The organism is Rodentibacter sp. Ppn85 (assembly GCF_001999335.1).
Classification (GTDB): domain Bacteria; phylum Pseudomonadota; class Gammaproteobacteria; order Enterobacterales; family Pasteurellaceae; genus Rodentibacter.
Map to the genome: position 1 here is coordinate 1 of NZ_MLHS01000040.1, position 22445 is coordinate 22445.

At 38.9% G+C, this 22445-nt stretch carries 21 protein-coding genes; 15 read left to right on the forward strand and 6 right to left on the reverse strand.

What is annotated here, in order from left to right:
• Window positions 1-124: 124 nt before the first annotated feature.
• Window positions 125-1672 carry a 2-isopropylmalate synthase gene (gene leuA, locus BKL51_RS07370; protein WP_077466073.1) on the reverse strand — a complete coding sequence of 516 codons (1548 nt, stop codon included), beginning with the start codon at window positions 1670-1672 and terminating at the stop codon, window positions 125-127.
• A 531-nt stretch (window positions 1673-2203) separates the two neighbouring features.
• Between leuA and dprA the strand changes: the two genes are divergently transcribed.
• The 12 genes from dprA (at window position 2204) to BKL51_RS07430 (ending at window position 12545) form a co-directional block, all read left to right on the forward strand.
• Complete coding sequence (gene dprA / locus BKL51_RS07375) at window positions 2204-3325, forward strand: DNA-processing protein DprA (protein WP_077466074.1); 1122 nt, start codon at window positions 2204-2206, stop codon at window positions 3323-3325.
• A gap of 41 nt (window positions 3326-3366) precedes the next feature.
• The gene (gene yaaA / locus BKL51_RS07380; protein ID WP_077466075.1) at window positions 3367-4143 is read left to right on the forward strand and encodes a peroxide stress protein YaaA; all 777 of its coding nucleotides are present in this window, start codon (window positions 3367-3369) and stop codon (window positions 4141-4143) included.
• Window positions 4136-4717, forward strand: coding sequence for a hypothetical protein (locus BKL51_RS07385; protein ID WP_077466076.1), 582 nt, complete (start codon window positions 4136-4138; stop codon window positions 4715-4717). Before yaaA ends, BKL51_RS07385 begins: the two co-directional genes overlap by 8 nt.
• A gap of 124 nt (window positions 4718-4841) precedes the next feature.
• Entirely contained in the window at window positions 4842-5807 is a 966-nt protein-coding gene (gene pfkA / locus BKL51_RS07390; RefSeq protein ID WP_077466077.1) for a 6-phosphofructokinase, read from the forward strand.
• A gap of 172 nt (window positions 5808-5979) precedes the next feature.
• The gene (yceD, locus tag BKL51_RS07395) at window positions 5980-6504 is read left to right on the forward strand and encodes a 23S rRNA accumulation protein YceD (protein ID WP_077466078.1); all 525 of its coding nucleotides are present in this window, start codon (window positions 5980-5982) and stop codon (window positions 6502-6504) included.
• Between the two features lie 27 nt (window positions 6505-6531).
• Window positions 6532-6702, forward strand: coding sequence for a 50S ribosomal protein L32 (rpmF, locus tag BKL51_RS07400; protein WP_005544470.1), 171 nt, complete (start codon window positions 6532-6534; stop codon window positions 6700-6702).
• 23 nt (window positions 6703-6725) lie between these two features.
• On the forward strand, window positions 6726-7745 hold the full coding sequence (plsX, locus tag BKL51_RS07405; RefSeq protein ID WP_077466079.1) for a phosphate acyltransferase PlsX: 1020 nt from the start codon (window positions 6726-6728) through the stop codon (window positions 7743-7745).
• Window positions 7746-7764: 19 nt separating this feature from the next.
• Entirely contained in the window at window positions 7765-8715 is a 951-nt protein-coding gene (locus BKL51_RS07410; RefSeq protein WP_077466080.1) for a beta-ketoacyl-ACP synthase III, read from the forward strand.
• Between the two features lie 132 nt (window positions 8716-8847).
• Complete coding sequence (gene fabD, locus BKL51_RS07415) at window positions 8848-9786, forward strand: ACP S-malonyltransferase (protein WP_077466081.1); 939 nt, start codon at window positions 8848-8850, stop codon at window positions 9784-9786.
• Between the two features lie 11 nt (window positions 9787-9797).
• Window positions 9798-10526 carry a 3-oxoacyl-ACP reductase FabG gene (gene fabG / locus BKL51_RS07420; protein ID WP_077466082.1) on the forward strand — a complete coding sequence of 243 codons (729 nt, stop codon included), beginning with the start codon at window positions 9798-9800 and terminating at the stop codon, window positions 10524-10526.
• A gap of 259 nt (window positions 10527-10785) precedes the next feature.
• Complete coding sequence (gene acpP / locus BKL51_RS07425; protein ID WP_005544465.1) at window positions 10786-11016, forward strand: acyl carrier protein; 231 nt, start codon at window positions 10786-10788, stop codon at window positions 11014-11016.
• A 197-nt stretch (window positions 11017-11213) separates the two neighbouring features.
• Window positions 11214-12545, forward strand: coding sequence for an anaerobic C4-dicarboxylate transporter (locus BKL51_RS07430; RefSeq protein ID WP_077466083.1), 1332 nt, complete (start codon window positions 11214-11216; stop codon window positions 12543-12545).
• Between the two features lie 383 nt (window positions 12546-12928).
• Here the strand turns inward: BKL51_RS07430 and yegQ are convergent, their stop codons facing one another.
• From yegQ to adk, 3 genes are all read right to left on the reverse strand, one after another.
• Complete coding sequence (yegQ, locus tag BKL51_RS07435) at window positions 12929-14308, reverse strand: tRNA 5-hydroxyuridine modification protein YegQ (RefSeq protein WP_077466084.1); 1380 nt, start codon at window positions 14306-14308, stop codon at window positions 12929-12931.
• A gap of 167 nt (window positions 14309-14475) precedes the next feature.
• A complete protein-coding gene (locus BKL51_RS07440; RefSeq protein WP_077466085.1) occupies window positions 14476-16503 on the reverse strand; it encodes a hypothetical protein in 2028 nt (675 codons plus the stop codon).
• 78 nt (window positions 16504-16581) lie between these two features.
• Window positions 16582-17226: an adenylate kinase gene (gene adk / locus BKL51_RS07445; protein WP_077466086.1), complete on the reverse strand. Its 645-nt coding sequence runs from the start codon at window positions 17224-17226 to the stop codon at window positions 16582-16584.
• Between the two features lie 203 nt (window positions 17227-17429).
• Between adk and BKL51_RS07450 the strand changes: the two genes are divergently transcribed.
• Complete coding sequence (locus BKL51_RS07450) at window positions 17430-17864, forward strand: hypothetical protein (RefSeq protein ID WP_077466087.1); 435 nt, start codon at window positions 17430-17432, stop codon at window positions 17862-17864.
• Window positions 17848-18156, forward strand: coding sequence for an ABC transporter permease (locus tag BKL51_RS07455; RefSeq protein WP_077466088.1), 309 nt, complete (start codon window positions 17848-17850; stop codon window positions 18154-18156). The genes BKL51_RS07450 and BKL51_RS07455 overlap by 17 nt, the downstream gene beginning before the upstream one ends.
• A 33-nt stretch (window positions 18157-18189) precedes the next feature.
• Here BKL51_RS07455 and BKL51_RS07460 read toward each other — a convergent pair whose 3' ends face one another.
• Both BKL51_RS07460 and galE read right to left on the reverse strand, forming a co-directional pair.
• A complete protein-coding gene (locus BKL51_RS07460) occupies window positions 18190-19413 on the reverse strand; it encodes an MFS transporter (RefSeq protein ID WP_077466137.1) in 1224 nt (407 codons plus the stop codon).
• Window positions 19414-19537: 124 nt separating this feature from the next.
• Window positions 19538-20554 (reverse strand): UDP-glucose 4-epimerase GalE, encoded by a 1017-nt coding sequence (gene galE / locus BKL51_RS07465; RefSeq protein WP_077466089.1) that lies wholly within the window; start codon window positions 20552-20554, stop codon window positions 19538-19540.
• Window positions 20555-20736: 182 nt separating this feature from the next.
• On the opposite strand from galE, the gene dld reads away from it, so the two are divergent.
• Window positions 20737-22431 carry a D-lactate dehydrogenase gene (gene dld, locus BKL51_RS07470; RefSeq protein WP_077466138.1) on the forward strand — a complete coding sequence of 565 codons (1695 nt, stop codon included), beginning with the start codon at window positions 20737-20739 and terminating at the stop codon, window positions 22429-22431.
• Window positions 22432-22445: the final 14 nt, after the last annotated feature.

Genomic DNA, 22445 nt, shown 5'->3' on the forward strand with positions numbered 1-22445 from the left:
CGTTAAGCAAATTCAATGGAACAAAGGAAATAAGGAAAAGCAGGGAGCCTTTTTCTTTGCCTTCTTTCTTTTGGGCAAGCAAAAGAAAGGAGGTCGCCCTTTCGGGCAAAATCCGAAACTAAAGTTAATGATGTTTATGATTCTTAATATCCGCCACCTTATGCGCCCGATAAATCGCATTAATCGCATGAACCAAGGCTAACGCTGATGATTCCACAATATCCGTTGCCAAACCGACGCCGTGGAATTTTCTGCCTTCGTGTTCCACCACAATATCCACTTGCCCTAAGGCTTCCGCACCTTCTCCCTTAGCGGTTAAATTATAGTGGGACATTTTGATGTCTAAGCCGGTTAAGTTTAAGATGGCGTTATATACCGCATCCACAGGTCCGTTACCACCAATAGAGGAAGTACTTAATTTTTCGCCGTCTAATCGTAATTGAACGAATGCCGTTGCCGGATATTCCTTGGTAGAATGAGCGGAAAGCTTATCCAACACTAAGCGATCCTCGTCACCTTGTTGCATATCGATAAATGCTAAGGCTTCTAAATCGTAGTCGAATACTTGTCCCTTTTTATCCGCCAATTTTAAGAAGGAATCATATAATTTATCCAAATCATAATCTTGCTCGGTGTAGCCCATATCGCTCATATGACCTTTTACTGCGGCACGACCGGATCGGGCGGTAAGGTTTAATTTTTCCTTCTTCAAACCAATACTTTCCGGCGACATAATTTCGTAAGTATTTTTGTTTTTCAACATACCGTCTTGGTGAATACCGGAGGAATGGGCAAAGGCATTGGCGCCTACAATTGCCTTATTCGGTTGGATCGGCATATTGCATAATTGGCTGACCATTTGGCTGACACGATGGATTTCTTGCGTATTAATGCGGGTATCCACGCCAAACAGTGCTTGGCGAGTTTTAATCGCCATGACTACTTCTTCAAGCGCGGTATTACCTGCACGTTCACCAATACCATTGACTGTACACTCAATTTGGCGTGCACCATTTTGTACGGCAGTTAGGGAATTGGCAGTTGCCATACCTAAGTCATTGTGGCAATGCACGGAAATAACGGCTTTATCAATATTCGGTACGCGATTACGCACTTGGGCGATAATATTGCCGTATTCTGTTGGTAAGCAGTAACCTACGGTATCGGGGATATTGACTGTTGTCGCACCTGCATTGATGGCTGCTTCCACAATACGACAAATATTATCAATACCAGTGCGGCCGGCATCTTCGCAGGAAAATTCTACATCGTCAGTGTAATTGCGGGCTCGTTTTACCGCAGCGACCGCCATTTCCACGACATCATCAAAAGTGCGTTTTAATTTAGCTTCCACGTGTAATGCGGAACTGGCAATGAAGGTGTGAATACGAAAGACCTCCGCGACTTTTAATGCTTCGTAGGCGGCATCAATATCTTTATCAACCGCACGGGATAAGGCAGCCACGCGTGAATGTTTAATATGGCGGGCGATCGTTTGTACTGATTCGAAATCCCCCTGCGAGGATACCGGAAAACCTACTTCCATGACATCCACCCCTAAACGTTCCAACGCCAAGGCAATTTGCAATTTTTCTTTTACTGTCAAGCTCGCTTTTAATGCTTGTTCGCCGTCACGCAAGGTTGTATCAAAAATAATTACGCGATCTGTCATAATAATATCCTTCTAAAATCACTCCGAAAGTGCGGTTGTTTTGGCAAAATTTTTTAAACAAAAACCCGCAATTCTATGAAGTGCGGGTTTATCAAAAAGAGGATTTATATTTAATTGTTTTTCATCCACAACTTAGCCGCACAAAGAATGTGTGAGCAGCAGGTTGAGAGATAAAGAAACAGAAGAAAACATAAAAATCCTATCAAAATTTGTTGTAAAACGTTTGTTATGTTACGAATAAATAAGAAACTGTCAAATGATTTTTTAGCGTTTTATCTCTGTTGTTGTGTTATTGATAACATATGGGTAGTTAAATTATCTTTTTATATTTTTGTTCTCAGAATAATATTCTGTTGTTTGGGGTTGGGAAGCTGTTTTTTCTCTGTCTTTTATTTATTTTTAAGCGTGTAAAAAAATCATCAGATTTTATTCTTTTTACGATCTTTCTCGCAAAAATGCGGTGAAAAACTCGCGAATTTTTAAGTTACTTGAATAATTAGCGATTTATTGCAGAAAAGGATGATGAACATAATGACACATATCAATGAAACTTTACTTCGTTTGATGCAGATACCCAAATTAGGTGGTGTGGCGATTAATAAAATTTTGTCAGCCATGACATTAGATGATTTGCTGAACGCAGATGAAAACGTTTTTCGCCAAATGGGATGGGGGGCGATTCAGATTCGTCGTTGGTTTAAACCAGAAAAAAAATTTATGGAATCAGCTCTCGTTTGGGCGGAGAAAGAAGGGAATTATTTGGTGAACTATTTTTCACCCTTTTATCCTTTTTTGTTAAAGCAAATTGGAAGTTTTCCTCCTATCTTGTTTGTTAAGGGGAATGCGACGGCAATTTCACAGCGTCAAATAGCGATGGTAGGCAGTCGTTATTGTACGTCTTACGGCGAATATTGGGCAAAGTATTTTGCTACAGAGCTCTCTTTTGCTGGTTTTACCATTACAAGCGGATTAGCATTAGGTATTGACGGATATTGTCATCAAGCGGTGGTGGATGTAAAGGGGCAGACCGTTGCCGTTTTAGGTAGCGGATTGGAGGAAGTTTACCCTGCAAAAAATAGACGGCTTGCCGAACAAATTTTGGAAAATAATGGTGCGTTGGTTTCTGAATTTGTGCCGAATCAGCCCCCAATTGCAACAAATTTTCCCCGTCGCAATCGTATTATTAGCGGTCTTTCTGTGGGAACGTTGGTGGTTGAAGCAACAGAAAAAAGCGGTTCTCTTATTACTGCACGCTATGCGTTAGAGCAAAATCGGGAAATTTTCGCCGTACCGGGCAATATTCAAAGTGAGTTTAGTCAAGGCTGTAATCTTTTGATTAAACAAGGTGCAATGCTGGTAGAAAATGTGAAGGATATTTTAGAAACCTTGTATCAACATTCTATTCATAGTCAAACGGAGATTGATTTTAGCCGAATTGAAAGTCAAAATTATACTCCGTCAACGAACTCTCATCAGTTAACCGAAACGCCAAGTCATCCTAAACTTTATGCCAGAATTGGCTATACCCCTGTGAGTATTGATGATCTCGCACAAGAGTTCGGTTTGAACGTAGAGGTATTGTTAGTGCAACTTTTAGATTTGGAATTACAGGATTTAATCCTCAATGAAAATGGACTTTATAAACGTGTGTAAAAATATGTTAAGATAGCGACCGATTTTATTGAGGATAAACCATGTTAGCTATTATTTCCCCTGCAAAAACCTTAAATTTTGAAAGTGCGGTCAGAAAATTTTCTTTTTTTCAACCGCACTTAACCGATTATAGCGAGCAATTAATTGAAATTTGCAGACAGCTTTCGCCGCAAGATATTGCTTCATTAATGTCTATTAGCGATAAACTTGCCGGTTTAAACGCAGCCCGTTTTACCGAGTGGACGAAAGAACACAATGAACAAAATTCTCGCGCGGCTATTTTTGCTTTTAAAGGTGATGTTTATACCGGATTGGAGGTAGAAACTCTATCTGATGAAGATATTGGTTTTGCTCAATCTCATCTTCGTATGTTGTCGGGGTTATATGGTTTACTTCGACCTCTTGATTTAATGCAACCTTATCGCTTGGAAATGGGGACAAAATTAACGAATGCCAAAGGTAAGGATCTTTACGCCTTTTGGGGTGATGTGATTACCCAATCCGTGCAACAAGCGCTTGATGAGCAGGGAGATAATGTGTTGGTAAACCTTGCTTCCGATGAATATTATAAGTCCGTAAAAGAAAGCCGGCTTCAAGCGCACATTGTAAAACCGATTTTTTTGGATAATAAAAATGGTCGCTATAAAGTTGTTAGTTTTTATGCGAAGAAAGCTCGAGGATTAATGTGTCGTTATATGATTCAAAACCGTTTAACCCGGGTTGATCAATTAAAAGACTTTGATTTGGGGGGATATTGGTTTGATGCAACGGCTTCTACTGAAAATGAATTTGTATTTAAGCGAGACCATGATGAATAAAATTCTTGTTATTTTGACCGCACTTTTGCTTTCGGCTTGCGTAGGCACGCCTTCTCAATTGGAGGTACCGAATCAAATTAAATATCACAGTAAAATTTACCGCATGGCTAGCGGGCAAGATTTAGGCTCTGTGGCTCGTTATATTTATTTGAGTAAGCCCGATACCTTAGAAAAATGGCAATCCCAGATAGAGTTGTTATTGGATCGTAATAAACAACATCGTGATATTAAAGAACGTATTACGTTACGTGAACGGATTTATCGTAATACAAATGTTGTATCATTCAAATTGATTCCGATTAGAAATGAAAAAACAAAGAAAAATGAAGGGTTGAAGGGCTATGTCGTTTATACGCCTACGGATAAGGAGCCTTCTTGGCAAGTGAATATCATGATGGGAAAAAATGTTCCTCAATGCGGTTTTGTTCAATTTCAGTATTCACAAAAAGTAAAAAATAGCCGACGCTTAAATAATAAAAAAGCGTTACAGCATTTAAAGAAATATTTGATTGATAAAGAAATGAAAGTCTTAGGAAAAATGGATTGGCAATGGTATTGCCAAAATCTAAAGTAGCCTGGAGTAAAAGTATATTTAGAACAAGGGATAAGATTTCTCAAATTTTTATAGAGCAGTATGTTTGAATGGTGTAATCTTGACAACGTTTCCGATTGATTAAATTAACTTAAGCAGGTGGTATATGATTAAAAAAATAGCAGTATTAACCAGTGGTGGTGATGCGCCCGGCATGAATGCCGCGATCCGTGGCGTAGTGCGTTCAGCATTATCGGAAGGCCTGGAAGTATTCGGTATTTATGACGGATATCAAGGCTTATATAACAACAGAATTAAGCAATTAAATCGCTTTAGCGTGTCCGATATTATTAATCGTGGCGGTACATTTTTAGGCTCTGCGCGATTCCCTGAGTTTAAGGATGAATCGGTACGGACGAAATGCGCCAAGATTTTACGTTCACACGGTATTGATGCATTAGTGGTCATCGGTGGGGACGGTTCTTACATGGGGGCAAAACTTTTAACGGAGGAACATGGTTTTCCGTGCGTGGGTATCCCCGGTACGATAGATAATGACGTGGCAGGAACGGATTACACTATTGGCTATCAAACAGCACTACAAACGGCGGTAGAAGCTATTGACCGTTTGCGTGACACTTCAAGTTCTCACCAACGTATTTCGATCGTAGAAATTATGGGACGTCACTGCAGTGATTTAACTATTTCTGCCGGTATTGCAGGGGGCTGTGAATATATTGTAGCTTCTGAGGTGGAATTTAATCGCGAAGAGCTTATTCAGCAAATTGAAAGTAGCATTATGCGAGGTAAACGCCATGCGATTGTTGCGATCACGGAGTTAATTACCGATGTTCATTCTCTTGCAAAAGAGATTGAAGCGCGAGTTAACCAAGAAACCCGTGCAACCGTATTAGGACACATTCAACGTGGGGGGACTCCTTGTGCTTTTGACCGTATTTTGGCTTCACGTATGGGGGGGTATGCGGTAGATATTCTCCTTCAAGGTAAAGGCGGTTACTGTGTAGGTATTCAAAATGAGCAACTTGTTCACCACGATATTATTGATGCAATTAATAATATGCGGCGTGAATTTAAACAAGATTGGTTACAAATGGCGAAACGCCTAGAGTAATAAAAATAAAAGTGCGGTTGTTCTTACAACCGTATTTTTAATCGGCAAGTAAAGTTTTAAAAAAGCGCTTTTAAAAGTGAGACTTGCTGTTGATAAATTCATATGTTTTTATAACATAAAAATGTGATTTCCCTTTGACTATTTTCGTTACAACAGGTAATATTCACGCCCTATGCAAAAGGTAAAACTACCCTTGACCGTTGATCCGGTTAAAGACGCACAACAAAGGATTGATTATGAAGGCTATTATTCTATTAATCAATTGGTGCGTTTGGCTGAATCCGCGGTAAATGTGCTTAGCGATGCACAGGTAACATTATCGTTTTATATTGATCCGCAAAAATTAGCGGTGATGAAAGGTAAAGCACAGGTTGAGGTTGAATTAGAATGTCAGCGTTGTGGGGAACCTTTCAAACAGAAATTGGAATGTGAATTTACATACAGTCCGGTGGTTAATTGGGATCAAGCTGATGTATTGCCCGAAATTTATGAACCGATCGAATTAAATGAGTTTGGTGAAATAGATTTACTTGGCACGGTGGAGGATGAGTTAATTTTAACTCTACCGCTTGTACCGAAGCATTCATCTGAACACTGTGAAGTGTCCGCGCAGGAACAGGTTTTTGGCAAATTGCCAGAAGAATTGGCAAAAAAACCGAACCCGTTCGCTGTATTAGCTAATTTAAAGCAAAAGTAAATTAAATTTAATTTAGGAGTATGGCCAATGGCTGTTCAACAAAATAAAAAATCTCGTTCACGTCGTGATATGCGTCGTTCACACGATGCGTTAACTACCGCTGCAGTATCAGTGGATAAAGCAAGCGGTGAAACTCATTTACGCCACCACGTAACTGCTGACGGTTACTACCGTGGTCGTAAAGTGATCAATAAGTAATCTTTTTACTTACAGGTATTCACTTGACTCGTCTAACCTTAGCGTTAGATGTGATGGGCGGGGACGTTGGTCCCCGTATTACTATCCCCGCATCTCTTCTTGCATTGGAAAAAAATCCAAGGCTTTCTTTACTTCTATTTGGTGATAACCAACAGATTTTTCCTTTGTTAAAAGATTGCTCTAAAGCACTTTTAGATCGTGTACAAATTCGACATTGCACAAGGGTTATTGATAACCACCAAGGTATTTCTTACGCTTTACGTCATAGTAAAGGTACTTCCATGCGTTTAGCACTTGAAGCGGTTAAAGACGGTTTGGCACAGGGTTGTGTTAGTGCGGGAAATACCGCTGCATTAATGGGATTGTCAAAGATTTTATTGCAGCCGCTTAAAGGTATTACTCGCCCGGCTTTAGTTTCAATGATTCCAACTATTGGAGGGGAAAAATCTGTAATGTTGGATTTGGGGGCGAACGTTGAATGTAATGCAGAAAATCTTTATCAATTTGCTATAATGGGAAGCATTTTCGCAGAGCATAGACTGAATTTAGTTTATCCCCGAATTGGATTATTAAATATTGGCGTTGAAGAAATTAAAGGACATCAATTTATTCGTGATGCGGCAAATCTATTAGAAAAATCGACCGCACTTAATTATATCGGGTTTATTGAAGGCGATTTATTACTAAACGGCAAAGCGGATGTGATTGTTAGTGATGGTTTTTCAGGAAATATTGCATTGAAAACTTTAGAGGGGGCAGCGAAAAATGTGTTGTCCCTATTTAACGAACAACCAAAACACCGTTATTTAAAATCCGTTTTTTCGTGGGTGGTTCGTCATTTGTTTCAGACAGGCTATCAGCGGTTGAAACATATTAACCCCGATGAATATAATGGTGCATCACTTATCGGCTTAAATTCAGTAGTGGTAAAAAGTCACGGGAGTGCAAATGTGAACGCCTTTGCTCACGCCATTACTGAGGCGGTTTTTCAAGCCCGCCTGCAATTTCCGGAAAAAATATTGGCGGGCTTGGCACGTTATTAATGACTTAATTTATTTGATTATGAATAGCAGAATTTTATCTACCGGTAGCTATTTACCGAGTCGTATTCGCACCAATGCGGATCTTGAGAAAATGGTTGATACTTCGGACGAATGGATTGTTACTCGTTCAGGTATTCGTGAACGTCGTATTGCCGATGAAAATGAAACTGTAGCAACGATGGGTTTTGAGGCTTCCAAAAAAGCGATTGAACATGCCGGAATTAACCCTCAACATATTGATTTAATTATTGTTGCTACCACCAGTAGCTCTCATGCTTATCCGAGTGCTGCTTGTCAAATTCAAGGGTTGTTAGAAATTGATGATGCTATTTCTTTCGATTTAGCCGCCGCTTGTACCGGTTTTGTTTATGCGTTAAGTGTTGCTGACCAATTTATTCGTACGGGCAAAGTAAAAACAGCTTTAGTAGTGGGATCTGATCTTAACTCTCGTAAATTAGATGAAACAGATCGTAGCACGGTTGTATTATTTGGTGATGGCGCAGGTGCTGTAATTTTAGAGGCAAGTGAACAAGAGGGGATTATCTCTACCCATCTACACGCCTCCGCAGATAAACACAATGGGTTAGTTTTACCTCAACCTGAGCGTGGTGTGGAAAAATCCGGTTATATTGAAATGCAAGGTAATGAAACCTTTAAACTTGCGGTGCGTGAACTTTCCAATGTGGTTGAAGAGACCTTAGCCGCAAATAATTTGAATAAAGAAGATTTAGATTGGCTTGTGCCACATCAAGCAAATTTACGTATTATTAGTGCAACGGCGAAAAAACTGGAAATGCATATGTCGCAAGTGGTTGTTACGTTAGATAAATATGCGAATAATAGTGCGGCAACGGTACCGGTGGCATTGGATGAAGCAGTTCGTGATGGTCGTATTCAGCGAGGTCAGTTGCTACTATTAGAGGCCTTTGGCGGTGGTTGGACTTGGGGTTCGGCGTTGGTGCGTTTCTGATAATTCTGTTAGAATCGCAGTGAAATTGTTGGAAAGTGCGGTTAAATTTGACCGCACTTTTTAATATATGTAATCATGAATGCCGGTTTTTATCAAAAAAATATTTCAATTTAGAATAAATAGGAAAACAGAATGAAAAAATTTGCAATGGTCTTCCCAGGGCAGGGATCTCAGAGTATCGGTATGCTTGCTGAGCTTGCCACCGAATATCCGATTGTTATTGAAACCTTTAAACAAGCTTCTGATGTGCTTGGCTATGACTTATGGCAACTTGTTCAACAAGGTCCGGTAGAAGAGTTAAATAAAACATGGCAAACCCAGCCTGCACTTTTGGCGGCATCCGTTGCGATTTATCGTGTATGGCAAGAAAAATATCCGCAATTTAAGCCGGAAGTGATGGCCGGTCATAGTTTAGGCGAGTATTCCGCATTAGTTTGCGCGGGTGTACTGAATTTTCAAGATGCCATTAAATTGGTGGAATTACGTGGTAAATTAATGCAACAAGCAGTACCTGAAGGCACTGGTGCTATGTATGCGATCATCGGGTTAGATAATGAGTCTATTATTAATGCTTGTAAACAGGCTGAACAAGGCGAAGTGGTGTCTGCTGTGAATTTTAATTCACCGGGACAAGTGGTGATTGCAGGAGCGAAGGCGGCGGTAGAACGTGCTGCCGCATTGTGTAAAGAGGCAGGTGCTAAACGTGCATTGCCGTTAGCAGTGAGCGTACCATCACATTGTGCATTGATGAAACCGGCGGCGGATAAATTAGCAACTACCTTAGAAACAATAGTGGTGAATATTCCGGAGATCGCAGTAATTAATAATGTTGATGTCGCAACAGAATCTGAAAGTGCCGCTATTCGTACGGCTCTTATTCGCCAGCTTTACAGTCCGGTACGTTGGACGGAAACGGTAGAAAAAATGGCGCAAGACGGTGTACAGGTATTGCTGGAAATAGGTCCCGGTAAGGTATTAAACGGATTAACAAAACGTATCGTGAGTGATTTACAGGCAACATCGGTAAATGATCCTGTATCACTTAATTCGCTTGAAGAACTATTAGTATAGAGGAGAGAAAAATGCAAGGTAAAATTGCGTTAGTAACGGGGGCAACGCGTGGTATTGGTCGTGCGATTGCCGAAGAATTGGTTTTAAAGGGCGCATTTGTAATTGGTACGGCGACTTCTGAAAAAGGCGCAGAAACTATTTCAGCATACTTGGGTGAAAAAGGTAAAGGTCTAGTATTAAACGTGGCGGATAAAGTCTCTATCGAAACGATGTTGGAACAAATTAAAAATGACTTTGGCGACATTGATATTTTGGTGAATAATGCAGGTATTACACGTGATAATTTACTCATGCGTATGAAAGATGATGAATGGTTTGACATCATGCAAACTAATTTAACTTCGATATATCATCTTTCTAAAGCTATGTTGCGTTCAATGATGAAAAAGCGTTTTGGCCGTATTATTAATATTGGTTCTGTCGTTGGTTCAACGGGAAATCCGGGACAAAGCAACTATTGTGCGGCTAAAGCCGGGGTGGTTGGTTTCTCAAAAGCATTAGCAAAAGAGGTCGCATCTCGTGGAATTACCGTAAATGTTGTAGCACCGGGTTTTATTGCAACTGATATGACAGAAGTATTAACGGATGAACAGAAATCAAGCATCCTTGCTAATGTACCGGCAGGGCGTTTGGGTGAAGCGAAAGATATTGCGAAAGCCGTTGCGTTTTTGGCATCTGATGATGCGGCCTATATCACCGGCACGACTTTACATGTAAATGGCGGGCTATATATGAGCTAATTCCTTGATGGAAATAGTTATTTTTTGTTAGGCGATTTCTCCTTATAAAATCATAGCCAAAGATTTTAGATAATGTTAAAATCAGCCACGCAACATAATTTAGTTATGCCTTGAATGTATAAAAGGTATATCGTTATTTTCTCTGTATGTATTTTACTTGTGATTTTGTGGTGCGACCACTTATGAAAAGATTGCAAGAATGTTAAAAATTCATACACTAACCGCTCAGCAATGAGTTATAACAACATAGGAAAAACAAATGAGCATTGAAGAACGCGTAAAAAAAATCATCGTTGAACAATTAGGTGTCAAAGAAGAAGATGTGAAACCTGAAGCTTCTTTCGTTGAAGATTTAGGTGCGGACTCTTTAGATACAGTTGAATTAGTTATGGCTTTGGAAGAGGAATTTGATATTGAAATTCCGGATGAAGAAGCTGAAAAAATCACAACTGTTCAATCTGCAATTGATTACGTTCAAAATAATCAATAATTTCAAGTCGGGCGACCTTTTTAGGTCGCCTGATTTTCTTACCTAAAATTCCCTTTAAATAGACCGCACTTTCCTTTTATAAAATTTGATCTAAATTAGTTTTTCATTAAATTCTTCAAAAAGTACTTATTGAGAATATGGTTTTATACTTCAGAAGGAGTATGATTCGCAAAGTTTTTTAATTTTTGAGGTATTTTATGCTTTATTTAGAATTTTTATTCTTACTTTTAATGCTTTATGTAGGAAGCAGGTTCGGCGGTATTGGACTCGGCGTAGTATCCGGAATCGGGCTTGCTATTGAAGTATTTATTTTCCGTATGCCGGTGGGTAAAGCTCCTATTGATGTGATGCTTATTATCCTTGCGGTGGTAACTTGTGCGGCAATATTGGAAGCCGCAGGCGGTTTAAAATTTATGTTGCAAATTGCCGAACGTATTTTGCGTAAAAATCCAAAACGTATCACATTACTTGGACCTATAGTGGTTTATTTCTTGACGTTTATGCTTGGAACGGGGCATTCCGTTTATACTATCATGCCCATCATTGGGGATGTCGCATTAAAAAACAAAATTCGTCCGGAACGTCCGATGGCTGCATCTTCTGTGGCTTCACAGCTTGCCATCACCTCCAGTCCGTTATCTGCTGCGGTCGTATTTTATTTAGGTAAAATCACGGCAATGCCGGGTTTTGAACATATCAGCTTGTTGGATATTATTTGCGTAACCGTCCCGGCAACTTTTGCCGGTACTATCGCCCTTTCTTTATACAGTATGCGCCGTGGTAAAGAGTTGGAGCAAGATCCTGAGTATCAACGTCGTTTGCAAGACCCGGTATGGTGTGAGCGTATTTTAAACACGACGAGTACGACGTTAAATGAAACGCTCCCGCAAGGTGCGAAAAAATCCGTTTATTTGTTCTTGCTCGCTTTGGTTACTATTGTCGTTATTGCGATGGTACCGGAAATTCGCACCATTGGCGGGGGTAAAGCCGTTTCAATGTCTCTCATTATTCAAATGATGATGCTATGCTTTGGCGGGATTATTTTACTTAGTACGAAAACAAATCCACAAATTGTGTCAAACGGTGTAGTGTTCAAATCCGGAATGGTAGCCGCTATTGCAATTTACGGTATCGCATGGATGAGTGATACTTACTTCCAATATGCAATGCCTGAATTTAGAGCTGCGATTACCGATATGGTGAAAACTTATCCTTGGACATTCGCGCTGGCGTTATTCGCTGTATCCGTGGTGATTAACAGTCAAGCAGCAACAGCGGTAATGTTACTTCCTGTTGGAATTTCTTTGGGTATTTCTGCTCCAATCTTAGTGGGGTTAATGCCGGCTACTTATGCTTATTTCTTTATTCCAAACTACCCTTCGGATATTGCCACAGTAAATTTTGACGTCACAGGTACAACCAAAATCGGTAAATACTATTTTAACCACAGTTTTATGGTGCCGGGTTTAATCGGTGTGTTAGTCGCTTGTTTAGTTGGTGTAACAGTCGCTGAACTTGCTATCCGCTAAGCTCCTTTTATTTTCAATCGAAGCACCTTTTCTTTGGAGGTGCTTTTTTCATTTAAGTATTGAAAGTGCGGTCATCTTTCGCCGCATTTTTAATTTTTTTGATAGAACTCGTTTTTTTGAAAAATATCTGCTTTTGTACAAGTAAAGGCAGAGAAAAATTGGAAAATCATTAACACAGAATAGTAAATAAACTCTATTCAAAAGAATAGCCTTTAGTATTAAATCTGTTAGGGAATATTCTCAATAAAGATGAATAAAAAAGCCCTTTCAAAATTTGAAAGGGCAAAATATTTGGAGTCATACTATGAATTGTTGAATAAACAAATCAGGTATGAGTAGGCATTATAGTAATATTTAAAATAAATGCAACATTTTATTAACAATTAATTGTGTGGATTACGGGTATTGGTGTTCACTAAATTACGCACTAAGAGTGCGTATTCTAAATTGATATCTTGTGGAATGTCTAAGAACACGAAATGTCCGTCACCTAATGCGGCTTCTAGTTGTTCATTTTTTCGATTTAGCATTCTTTCAATTTTAAAATTGATATTACCTTGCGGTGTCATCATTTCCACCTCATCACCAAGTAAAAATTTATTTTTTACTGCGACTTCCGCCATGCCTTGTTCATTACGTTTTCCGGTAAATTCTCCGACAAATTGTTGGCGATCGGAAATAGAATAGCCGTATTCATAATTTTGATATTCATCATGTGTATGACGGCGTAAGAATCCTTCGGTATAACCTCGGTGTGCGAGAGATTCTAAGGTATCCATCAAACTTTCATCGAAAGGTTTACCTGCCACGGCATCATCAATAGCTTTTCGATAGACCTGCGCTGTGCGGGCGCAATAATAGAAAGACTTGGTTCGACCTTCAATTTTTAAGGAATGTACGCCAAGTGCGGTGAGTTTTTCTACATGTTGTACGGCACGCAAATCTTTTGAATTCATAAAATAAGTGCCGTGTTCGTCCTCAAAGGCGGTCATTTGTTCATCCGGCTTTTGTGATTCCGTATAGAGAAATACTTTGTCCGTCACTGTTCCTTCACCGAGTGTCGGTGCAACATTTTTGACCTCGATTTGTTGTGCCGGATCAATTTTCGGCACAATATTACCAACTTCATCAACCGTACCTTCTTCCATTTTATATTCCCAGCGGCAGGCATTGGTGCACGTTCCCTGGTTTGGATCACGTTTATTAATATAACCTGAAAGCAAGCAACGACCGGAATACGCCATACATAGTGCGCCATGTACGAAAATTTCAAGTTCAATATCCGGCACTTGTTGGCGAATTTCGGCAATTTCATCCAAAGAAAGTTCACGGGACAAAATCACGCGGGTTAATCCCATTTGTTTCCAGAATTTCACTGTCGCCCAGTTTACGGCATTGGCTTGCACGGAAAGATGAATATCAATGTCAGGAAAATGTTCGCGCACTAACATAATTAAACCGGGATCCGACATGATTAAGGCATCAGGCTGCATATCGATCACGGGTTGTAAATCTTTAATGAAAGTTTTAAGTTTAGAATTATGCGGTGCAATATTCACCACCACATAGAATTTTTTGCCAAGAGCATGGGCTTCATCAATCCCAATTTTTAAATTCGCATGATTAAATTCATTGTTACGCACACGCAAGCTATAACGGGGCTGACCGGCATAGACTGCATCCGCACCATAGGCAAAGGCGTAGCGCATATTTTTGAGGGAACCGGCAGGGGAAAGTAATTCTGGTTTAAATGAGGTTGTCATAATTTTCTCTTTTCTGATGTCAAGTCAGTAGCTTGCCTTTAGGCAAACTGTATTTAAGCGTCGTATTTTAGGCGGATTTCATTATTTGTAAAGGAAAAGTGCGGTTGGTTTTCGCAAGGTTTTTTATGAGTGGAAAAAGAAATCGCCCACTAAATATGGGCGTTCTATTAGTTTGAAAGTTCACTTTCCGGGGAGGCTTGTTCCATCAAAAGTTCTCGCTCGATCTCCTCGTAGGGTATCCCATTAATGAAATAGCCATTGTCATTTTTTTCAAACTTAGCCACATAATTTTTACCTTCCGCTACAAAAGGAGGAAGAACAGTGTCATACGGTTTTATTTCACTTTGAATCATATGCCAGAATGAACTTTGTTCTTTAATCTTACTTGTTTTTTCATCCGGAATTTCAACTAACCCTTTATCAAAGGAAACCGTTAATAAACCTTTTACTCTATTTAATAAAGACCAATCATGTGATGATTTTGCTTCTTTCGGTGCTTTATTCATCACACCAGTGGATTCAAATTTTACCGGATAGGCTTTTGTTTCAGGCAATGTGTTGAGATTAAAGCTTACATTGGCATTATTTAAAATAAAATTAAGATCTCGCAATGCATTGTTCAAATATTTTTCTTGTGTTGATTTTGTTAAATAAGCCTGACAAAGCGTATAATAATCGCCTAAACAAAACATCGAAGACAAATATGATCTATGCTCATGCCCTTTTAGTGGAATAGAAATCGACAAATTCTCAATTTGCATAGCTTGTTCTGGTACACTAATTTTCTTTGTATTTAGCGTAAAACTTGCATTATGTTGATCATTTTCCAACGATTCATATTTATTATTAAATGTTAGCTCGGTTATTTTATTGCCAAATAGATCTAAGCTACGTAATGAAAAATCCATATTCGAATTTTCACTAAACTCTTTCACCCATTTTTCTTTTAAATAAGTAAAATCTTTATTATCTTTAACAGGCGGTTCTTTTACTGCTTGACTGTCTAGCCAAAACGGTAGAAATGCCAGTTCATTGGCAAGATTATAATCAGTGAATTGAATTGCGAGTTTTCCCTCTTTAGCTTCCCATTTTTGGGATTTTTCCTCGGGCGTTTGTTTCACGCTTTCTACATTCAGTTTAAAATTTCCCTCAGCTTTTGTGAGATCTTGATTGTTTAATTGCAGTATCAACTCCCCATTTTGTAAATTGAAGTAGGTTTTTTGATTTTTCGGGGCATTCACTGAAATGACGGAAAGTTTGCCATCAAAAGCATCATTCTGAGTCAGGATTGCACGAAGTAAATTTGCTCCGGCTTTGATACTTTGATTGTTGCTTTCAAGTTTTTTAAATTCATTATAAAAATTGACCGCACTTGGTACACCCTGTTGATTTAGGTTGATATTTAATCCGTCAAATGTTGTTTGGCTTTCTTCTGTCGTACGATTTTTATTGGATATACGCAAAATATCACTGCTAAATTTGGTCATTAAATTACGTTTTGCCGTGTTATTTTCTTGTTGCGTAGTATGAAATTTATAGGTGGTATTTTTTAATTGTAAGCGTGTATTTTCACCATTTAATAGTGCAAGCTCGGCATTCTCAGCGGTTAATTCGATATGTGTTAAGTCATATTGACTTGGCGTTACAGGAATAAGATGAAATTTTCCCTCAAGTTTTTTTAATTTGCTGTCGTTGTCATAGTTAAAACCGGTTAGATCTCCTTTTAATTCAATTTCTTTATTGTTTAGGAAATTTAATTCGATAGCCATGTTTTGCGGTTTATTGGCAAAATCACGAAATTCTGCCAGTATACTAGACTGTAAATAGTCGCCAACCGGTGAAAATTTACTATTAATAGTGCTTTTATCAATGGTGATATTTAACGTTTTATTTAATTTTCGTATAAGTTGATCGGAAAATTTGGATTCCGCCGTAATAAAGAAAGGCAATGTTGTTAATTTAGTGGAAATAATGTCAGTATTTTGAGCTGCATCATCTCGAATACTAAAAGTCAGATCTCTGCTAAAGAAATTTTTATTGGTTTCCGTGATAGATAGCATTGCTTGGTTATCTAAAGAATAAGGGAATTTTTGTAATACTTGATCCACTTTATGGTTAGTATAAATTTGTGCCGCAGAGCCGACGATAGCAAGGATTGTGGCAAGCGTTAAGGTGATTTTTTTTCTTTTACTCATATTGCCCTCAATTTAATATTGAAAATAAACAAGAAAGCAACCGCACTTTTCATTGAAGTGCGGTTGAATTTGGGGCTTTTAGCCTAAGATTTTATCTAATTCCTGGCTTACGGCTTCCACTTTTTGTGTGCCGTCTAGACGGAAATATTGTGTGTTACCCGCTTTCGCCTCTGCTTGATAATAATCCACTAAAGGTTGGGTTTGTTTGTGATAAACCGCTAAACGATCCAACACGGTTTCCGGTTTATCATCTGCACGGATAATGAGATCTTCACCGGTAATGTCATCTTTTCCTTCCACTTTCGGCGGATTATAGACAACGTGGTAAGAACGGCCGGAGGGTTGGTGTACACGACGACCGCTCATACGTTCAACAATCACTTCATCAGGTACGTCAAATTCTAAAACATAATCAATTTTCACACCTGACTCTTTTAAGGCATCTGCTTGTGGAATAGTGCGGGGGAAACCGTCTAACAAGAAACCGTTTGCACAGTCCGGTTGGGCAATGCGATCTTTTACTAATGCTACGGTTAATTCATCAGGTACTAATTTTCCCTCGTCCATTAACGCTTTGGCTTGTTTGCCAAGTTCGGTGTCTGCTTTAATAGCTGCACGAAACATATCGCCCGTTGAAATTTGCGGAATGCCAAATTTTTTCATAATAAATTGCGCTTGTGTGCCTTTGCCTGCACCCGGCGCGCCTAAAAGAATAATTTTCATAGAAATCTCCGTGACTAAATAAACCCGATTAAGATACTGATAAAGCGAAGTTAGGTCAAATTTTTTATAACATTTAATGAAAAAATCAACAATTTTTGATTAAAGTTATTATTAAGAATTAATTTGTTGATTTGATATAATATTTTTACATCTTATTGTGTTACAATTCATCACCTTCAAGTCACTTTAACCTTTGGAGTCTTATGCAAAATTTATCGGAAAAACATTTCCATCGTTCTTCGCTAGTTAAATTAAATATGTGGATAACATTTGGTTCTGGAATATTATTAATTTTCCTCGGATTTATAAATCAACAGATATTTTTAATCTTTGGCGTGATAAATACTATTTTAGGTATTTTCCAGCTAAGTATATTAAATAAACCTATCATTTCACTAATGAATAACCATATTCAAATAAAATCCGCCCCGCTAAGCTCAACCAAATACATCAAATATGATGATATTCAGTCCGTTGAAAATAAAAAAGGCAACTTAATCTTTCATCTTAAAACCAATAAAAAGGAAAAGTTGGTTCTAAATACAGTACAAAAAGAGCAACGGGACGAACTGGTAAAAGAATTAATGTCAATCAATCACTACATTAAAGAGGAAAAAACAAATGAATTCACCCATTAAATTACATGCTGCCGTATGGATAAGCTTTTTTATCAATATTACTTTAAGTCTTATTAGTATTGATGAATACTCCCGATATTTTGATATCGAAATAATCATTGCCTTTATCGTTATCCCTTGGTTAGTCGGTATTTTCTGCGCAATCGCATTTACTATGACACAGAAAAAATGGCAATTGATTGTCCTAATTATTAGTTTTATTCCCTTTATTCCTATTGGTTTCTTGGGGATTTGGGGCGTGTCAAAAACAATCTCTGCCCTTAATAAGAAAATGGCTGGTATTGATGAGTGATTTAATTACATTTTTTAAAACAGTACAAACTTTTTATTGCTTCGCATTCCAAGGCGCAACCCAAAACAAACAAATCATGCCTGGAATCGCCAAAAATAAGCAGATCCAAAAATAATCATAGTATCCCACCGCACTGACAACATAGCCCGAAAGCATTCCTAATCCTTTACTTGGTAAGGCTGAAAGGCTAGTGAAAAGGGCGAGTTGGGTCGCTGTGTAAAGCGGATTGGTTTCACAAGCCATAAAAGCAACAAAGGCAGCAGTGCCAAGACCTACACCGACATATTCTGCGGCAATGACGACACCTAATTTCCATAATTCGGCGGATGTGATGTAGTCAAAATGCCCGAAGTTAGCTAACCAAATAAATCCGCCGATAGTGATCATTTGCACGAAACCGAATAACCATAACGCTCGATTGATTCCTAGTTTCAACATAATTACCCCACCGGCAAGCCCCGATAAAATGCCCGCCCAAAGTGAGGTTGTTTTAACTACCAGAGCAATATCTTCTTTGCCGAATCCCATATCGTAGATAAATTTGGTTTGCAGTGTTGTGGCAAAAGAATCGCCAAATTTATATAGAAATAAAAATAGTAAAAAACCGATCGCTTGTGCAATTCCTTTACGTTGGAAAAATTCTTGTAGAGGAATCCAAAATGTTTGATAGAACGGCTGGCTATTATTTTTAGGGGAGTCCGGTTTGGGTTCTTTGGCGAGAAATAATGTCATAAAAATCCCCGCCAACATACAAAGTGCGGTCCATAAAAAGACGGTTTCCCATGGATAGAGTGTGGCAAGGTAAAGGGAAAGCCCGCCAGGAATTAAACCCGCTATTCGGTAGGCATTAATGTGAAGAGTATTGCCTAAACCAAGCTCGTGATCACTTAAAATTTCACGGCGATAGGCATCAAGCACGATATCCTGTGTTGCGGAAAAAAATGCAATTAATAAAGCAATGTTAGCAACAATACTTAACTGAGAGATAGGATCAAAAAGGCTGATAACATAAAGTAAAATGAGTAAGATAACTTGCGAAATAAGAAGCCAACTGCGGCGGCGACCTAAAAAACTTGGGAAATAGCGATCTAACAAGGGGGCCCATAAAAATTTTAACCCATAAGGTAGCATTACACCGGTCACCGCTCCGATTAATTCGACAGAAAGTTGCTTATCTGTCAGCCACACGGGTAACATTTGCGATAAAACAAATAAGGGCAAACCGGAGCTGAAACCGGTAAACACGCAAATTAACATTTTACGTGTAAAAATTTGTGAAAGCAGAGAATTCGGCATAAAGTGCGGTTAATTTTAGTAATAATTTTGGCAGCACGAGTTTCCTTACCCGTACTACCATAAGATGATATTTAAAAACGGAAAATTAGTCTCTGTACCCTTGCGGATTATTTTTCTGCCAATTCCATGTATCTTTCATCATTTGCTCAAGTCCGCGCTCGGCAGTCCAGCCTAATTCTTTCTCCGCTAAACTTGGATCCGAATAACAAGTGGCAATGTCACCCGGACGACGATCCGTTAATTGGTAAGGGATTTTAATATTGTTGGCGCTTTCAAAGGCTTTCACCATATCCAATACGGAATAGCCGTGACCGGTTCCGAGATTATAAATATGTAAACCTGCATCATCTTCGTGGCGTTGAAGAGCTTTCAAATGCCCAATCGCTAAATCAACCACATGAATGTAATCCCGTACCCCCGTGCCGTCGTGAGTATCGTAGTCGCTACCGAAAACGGAAAGCTGTGCGAGTTTACCGATCGCCACTTGGCTGATATAAGGTAATAGATTATTTGGAATACCGTTTGGATCTTCGCCGATTAAACCGCTTGAATGTGCTCCTACTGGATTGAAATAACGCAAAATCGTCATACTGAACCGAGGCTCTGCTTTAACTACATCACGTAAAATTTGTTCAACCATATATTTTGATGTGCCGTAAGGATTGGTCGTGCCGCCCACTTCGCAATTTTCGGTAATGGGAATAATTTGAGGATCGCCATATACGGTAGCGGAAGAGCTAAACACAAAATTCCATACTCCCGCTTTTTTCATTTCTTGTAGCAATACAACTGTACCGGCAACATTGTTCATATAGTATTCCGCCGGTTTTTGTACGCTTTCACCCACCGCTTTTAAGCCGGCAAAGTGAATCACCGAATGAATGGTGTTTTCGGCAAAGATTTTTTGCAGCAATGCTCGATCTAAAATATCGCCTTCATAAAACTTCGCTGTTTTACCTGTGATTTGTTTTACACGCTCAAGGGATTTAGGTGATGAATTACAAAGATTGTCTAATACGACAACCTCTTTGCCTGCATTTAATAATTCGACAACCGTATGCGAACCGATATAGCCGGCACCGCCAGTGACTAAAATTGCCATCTTTGACTCCTTTTCATAGACTTGGAATTGTTGCCGATTATAGCACTATTTCATCTCAAAATACGGATCTATTTTGACCGCACTTTTATGTGATATTTGTCACAAAACGACCTTTTGGCACTAGCATAATTTCTTGTCGAAGTATATAAAGTAGAAATAATTCTTTAACATGAGTGTTACAAATATCTATGAATCAACTTATTTCTCAACTCACAAAAATTGTTGGTACGCAGTACATTATTACAGAGCCTTCAAAAACGGAGGCTTATCGTAGCGGCTACCGTTTCGGTTCGGGAAATGCAGTTGCAGTTGTTAAACCTGCAACCTTACTTGAATTTTGGCAGGTGTTGAAAGTCTGTGTAGAACAGGATGTGATTATTATTAACCAAGCTGCCAATACGGGATTAACCGGAGGTTCAACGCCAAACGGCAATGATTATGATCGTGAGATTGTCATCATCAATGCTATGAGAATTGATGGCATTCAATTGATTAATAATGCCTCTCAAGTAGTTTGTCTGCCGGGTTCTACTTTAAATGAACTGGAAAATAAGTTGAAACCTCACGGGCGTGAGCCTCATTCGGTGATTGGTTCTTCTTGCATTGGCGCTTCCGTTATCGGGGGAATTTGTAATAATTCAGGCGGTGCATTGGTTCAACGTGGACCGGCTTATACTGAAATGGCACTTTACGCTCAGTTAAATGAACAGGGTGAATTGGAACTAAAAAATCATCTTGGCATAGATTTAGGGAGTACGCCGGAAGAAATTTTAACCAATTTGCAAGGGCATCATTATCAACAGAAAGATATTACTCAAGATTGCGGAAAAGGACATGATCACAGCTATTGCAATCATGTTCGTCAAATTGATGAAAACTCGCCGGCTCGTTTTAACGCCGATCCTGCCCGTCACTATGAAGCCTCCGGTAGTGCGGGTAAATTGGCGATTTTTGCTGTTCGTTTAGATACTTTTCCACTCGAAAGTGAAACAGCGGTTTTTTACATTGGTACTAACCAAACGGATGTTCTTAATGATATTCGTCGTCAAATGTTAGCGAATTTTGAACAGTTACCGATTTCGGGTGAATATATTCATAGAGATGCGTTTGATGTTGCCGCCCGTTATGGAAAAGATACGTTTTGGGTTATCAAAAAATTTGGTACACATTGGCTACCTAAGTTATTTGCCTTAAAAGCGAATGTTGATCGTTTAGCTAAGAAAGTTTCACTTTTACCACACCACTTAAGCGATAAATTTTTACAATCGGTTTCAAAAGTATTACCGGAACATTTACCAAAAAGTTTATGGCAGTATCGGGATCGTTATGAACATCATTTGATTATTAAAATGGGAGGGCAAGGCGTGAATGAAGCCCGTGTCTTCTTAAAAGATTATTTTAGAGATAGTCAAAAAGGCGGATATTTTGAATGTAATGCGATAGAAACACAGGCTGCTATGCTCCATCGTTTTGCTGTTGCCTCAGCCGCTGTACGCTATCGTGCAATTCACGAAAAAGAAGTTGAAGATATTGTCGCTCTTGATGTTGCATTGCGTCGTAATGATAAATCCTGGTTTGAACAGCTTCCTACAGAGATAGATAGGCAAATCAGCCATAAACTTTATTACGGGCACTTTATGTGTCATGTTTTCCATCAAGACTACATCGTTAAAAAAGGGTTTGATTGCGTAAAATTGGAACACGAAATGTTGAAATTACTTGATCAGCGGGGGGCTCAGTACCCGGCCGAACACAATGTAGGACATTTATATGAAGCGAAACCGGAGTTACATAAATTCTATAAAAAATTAGATCCTACCAATAGTTTTAATCCCGGTATTGGGCAAACTTCAAAGAAAAAATATTGGGCTGAATAACAACCTTAATTTAT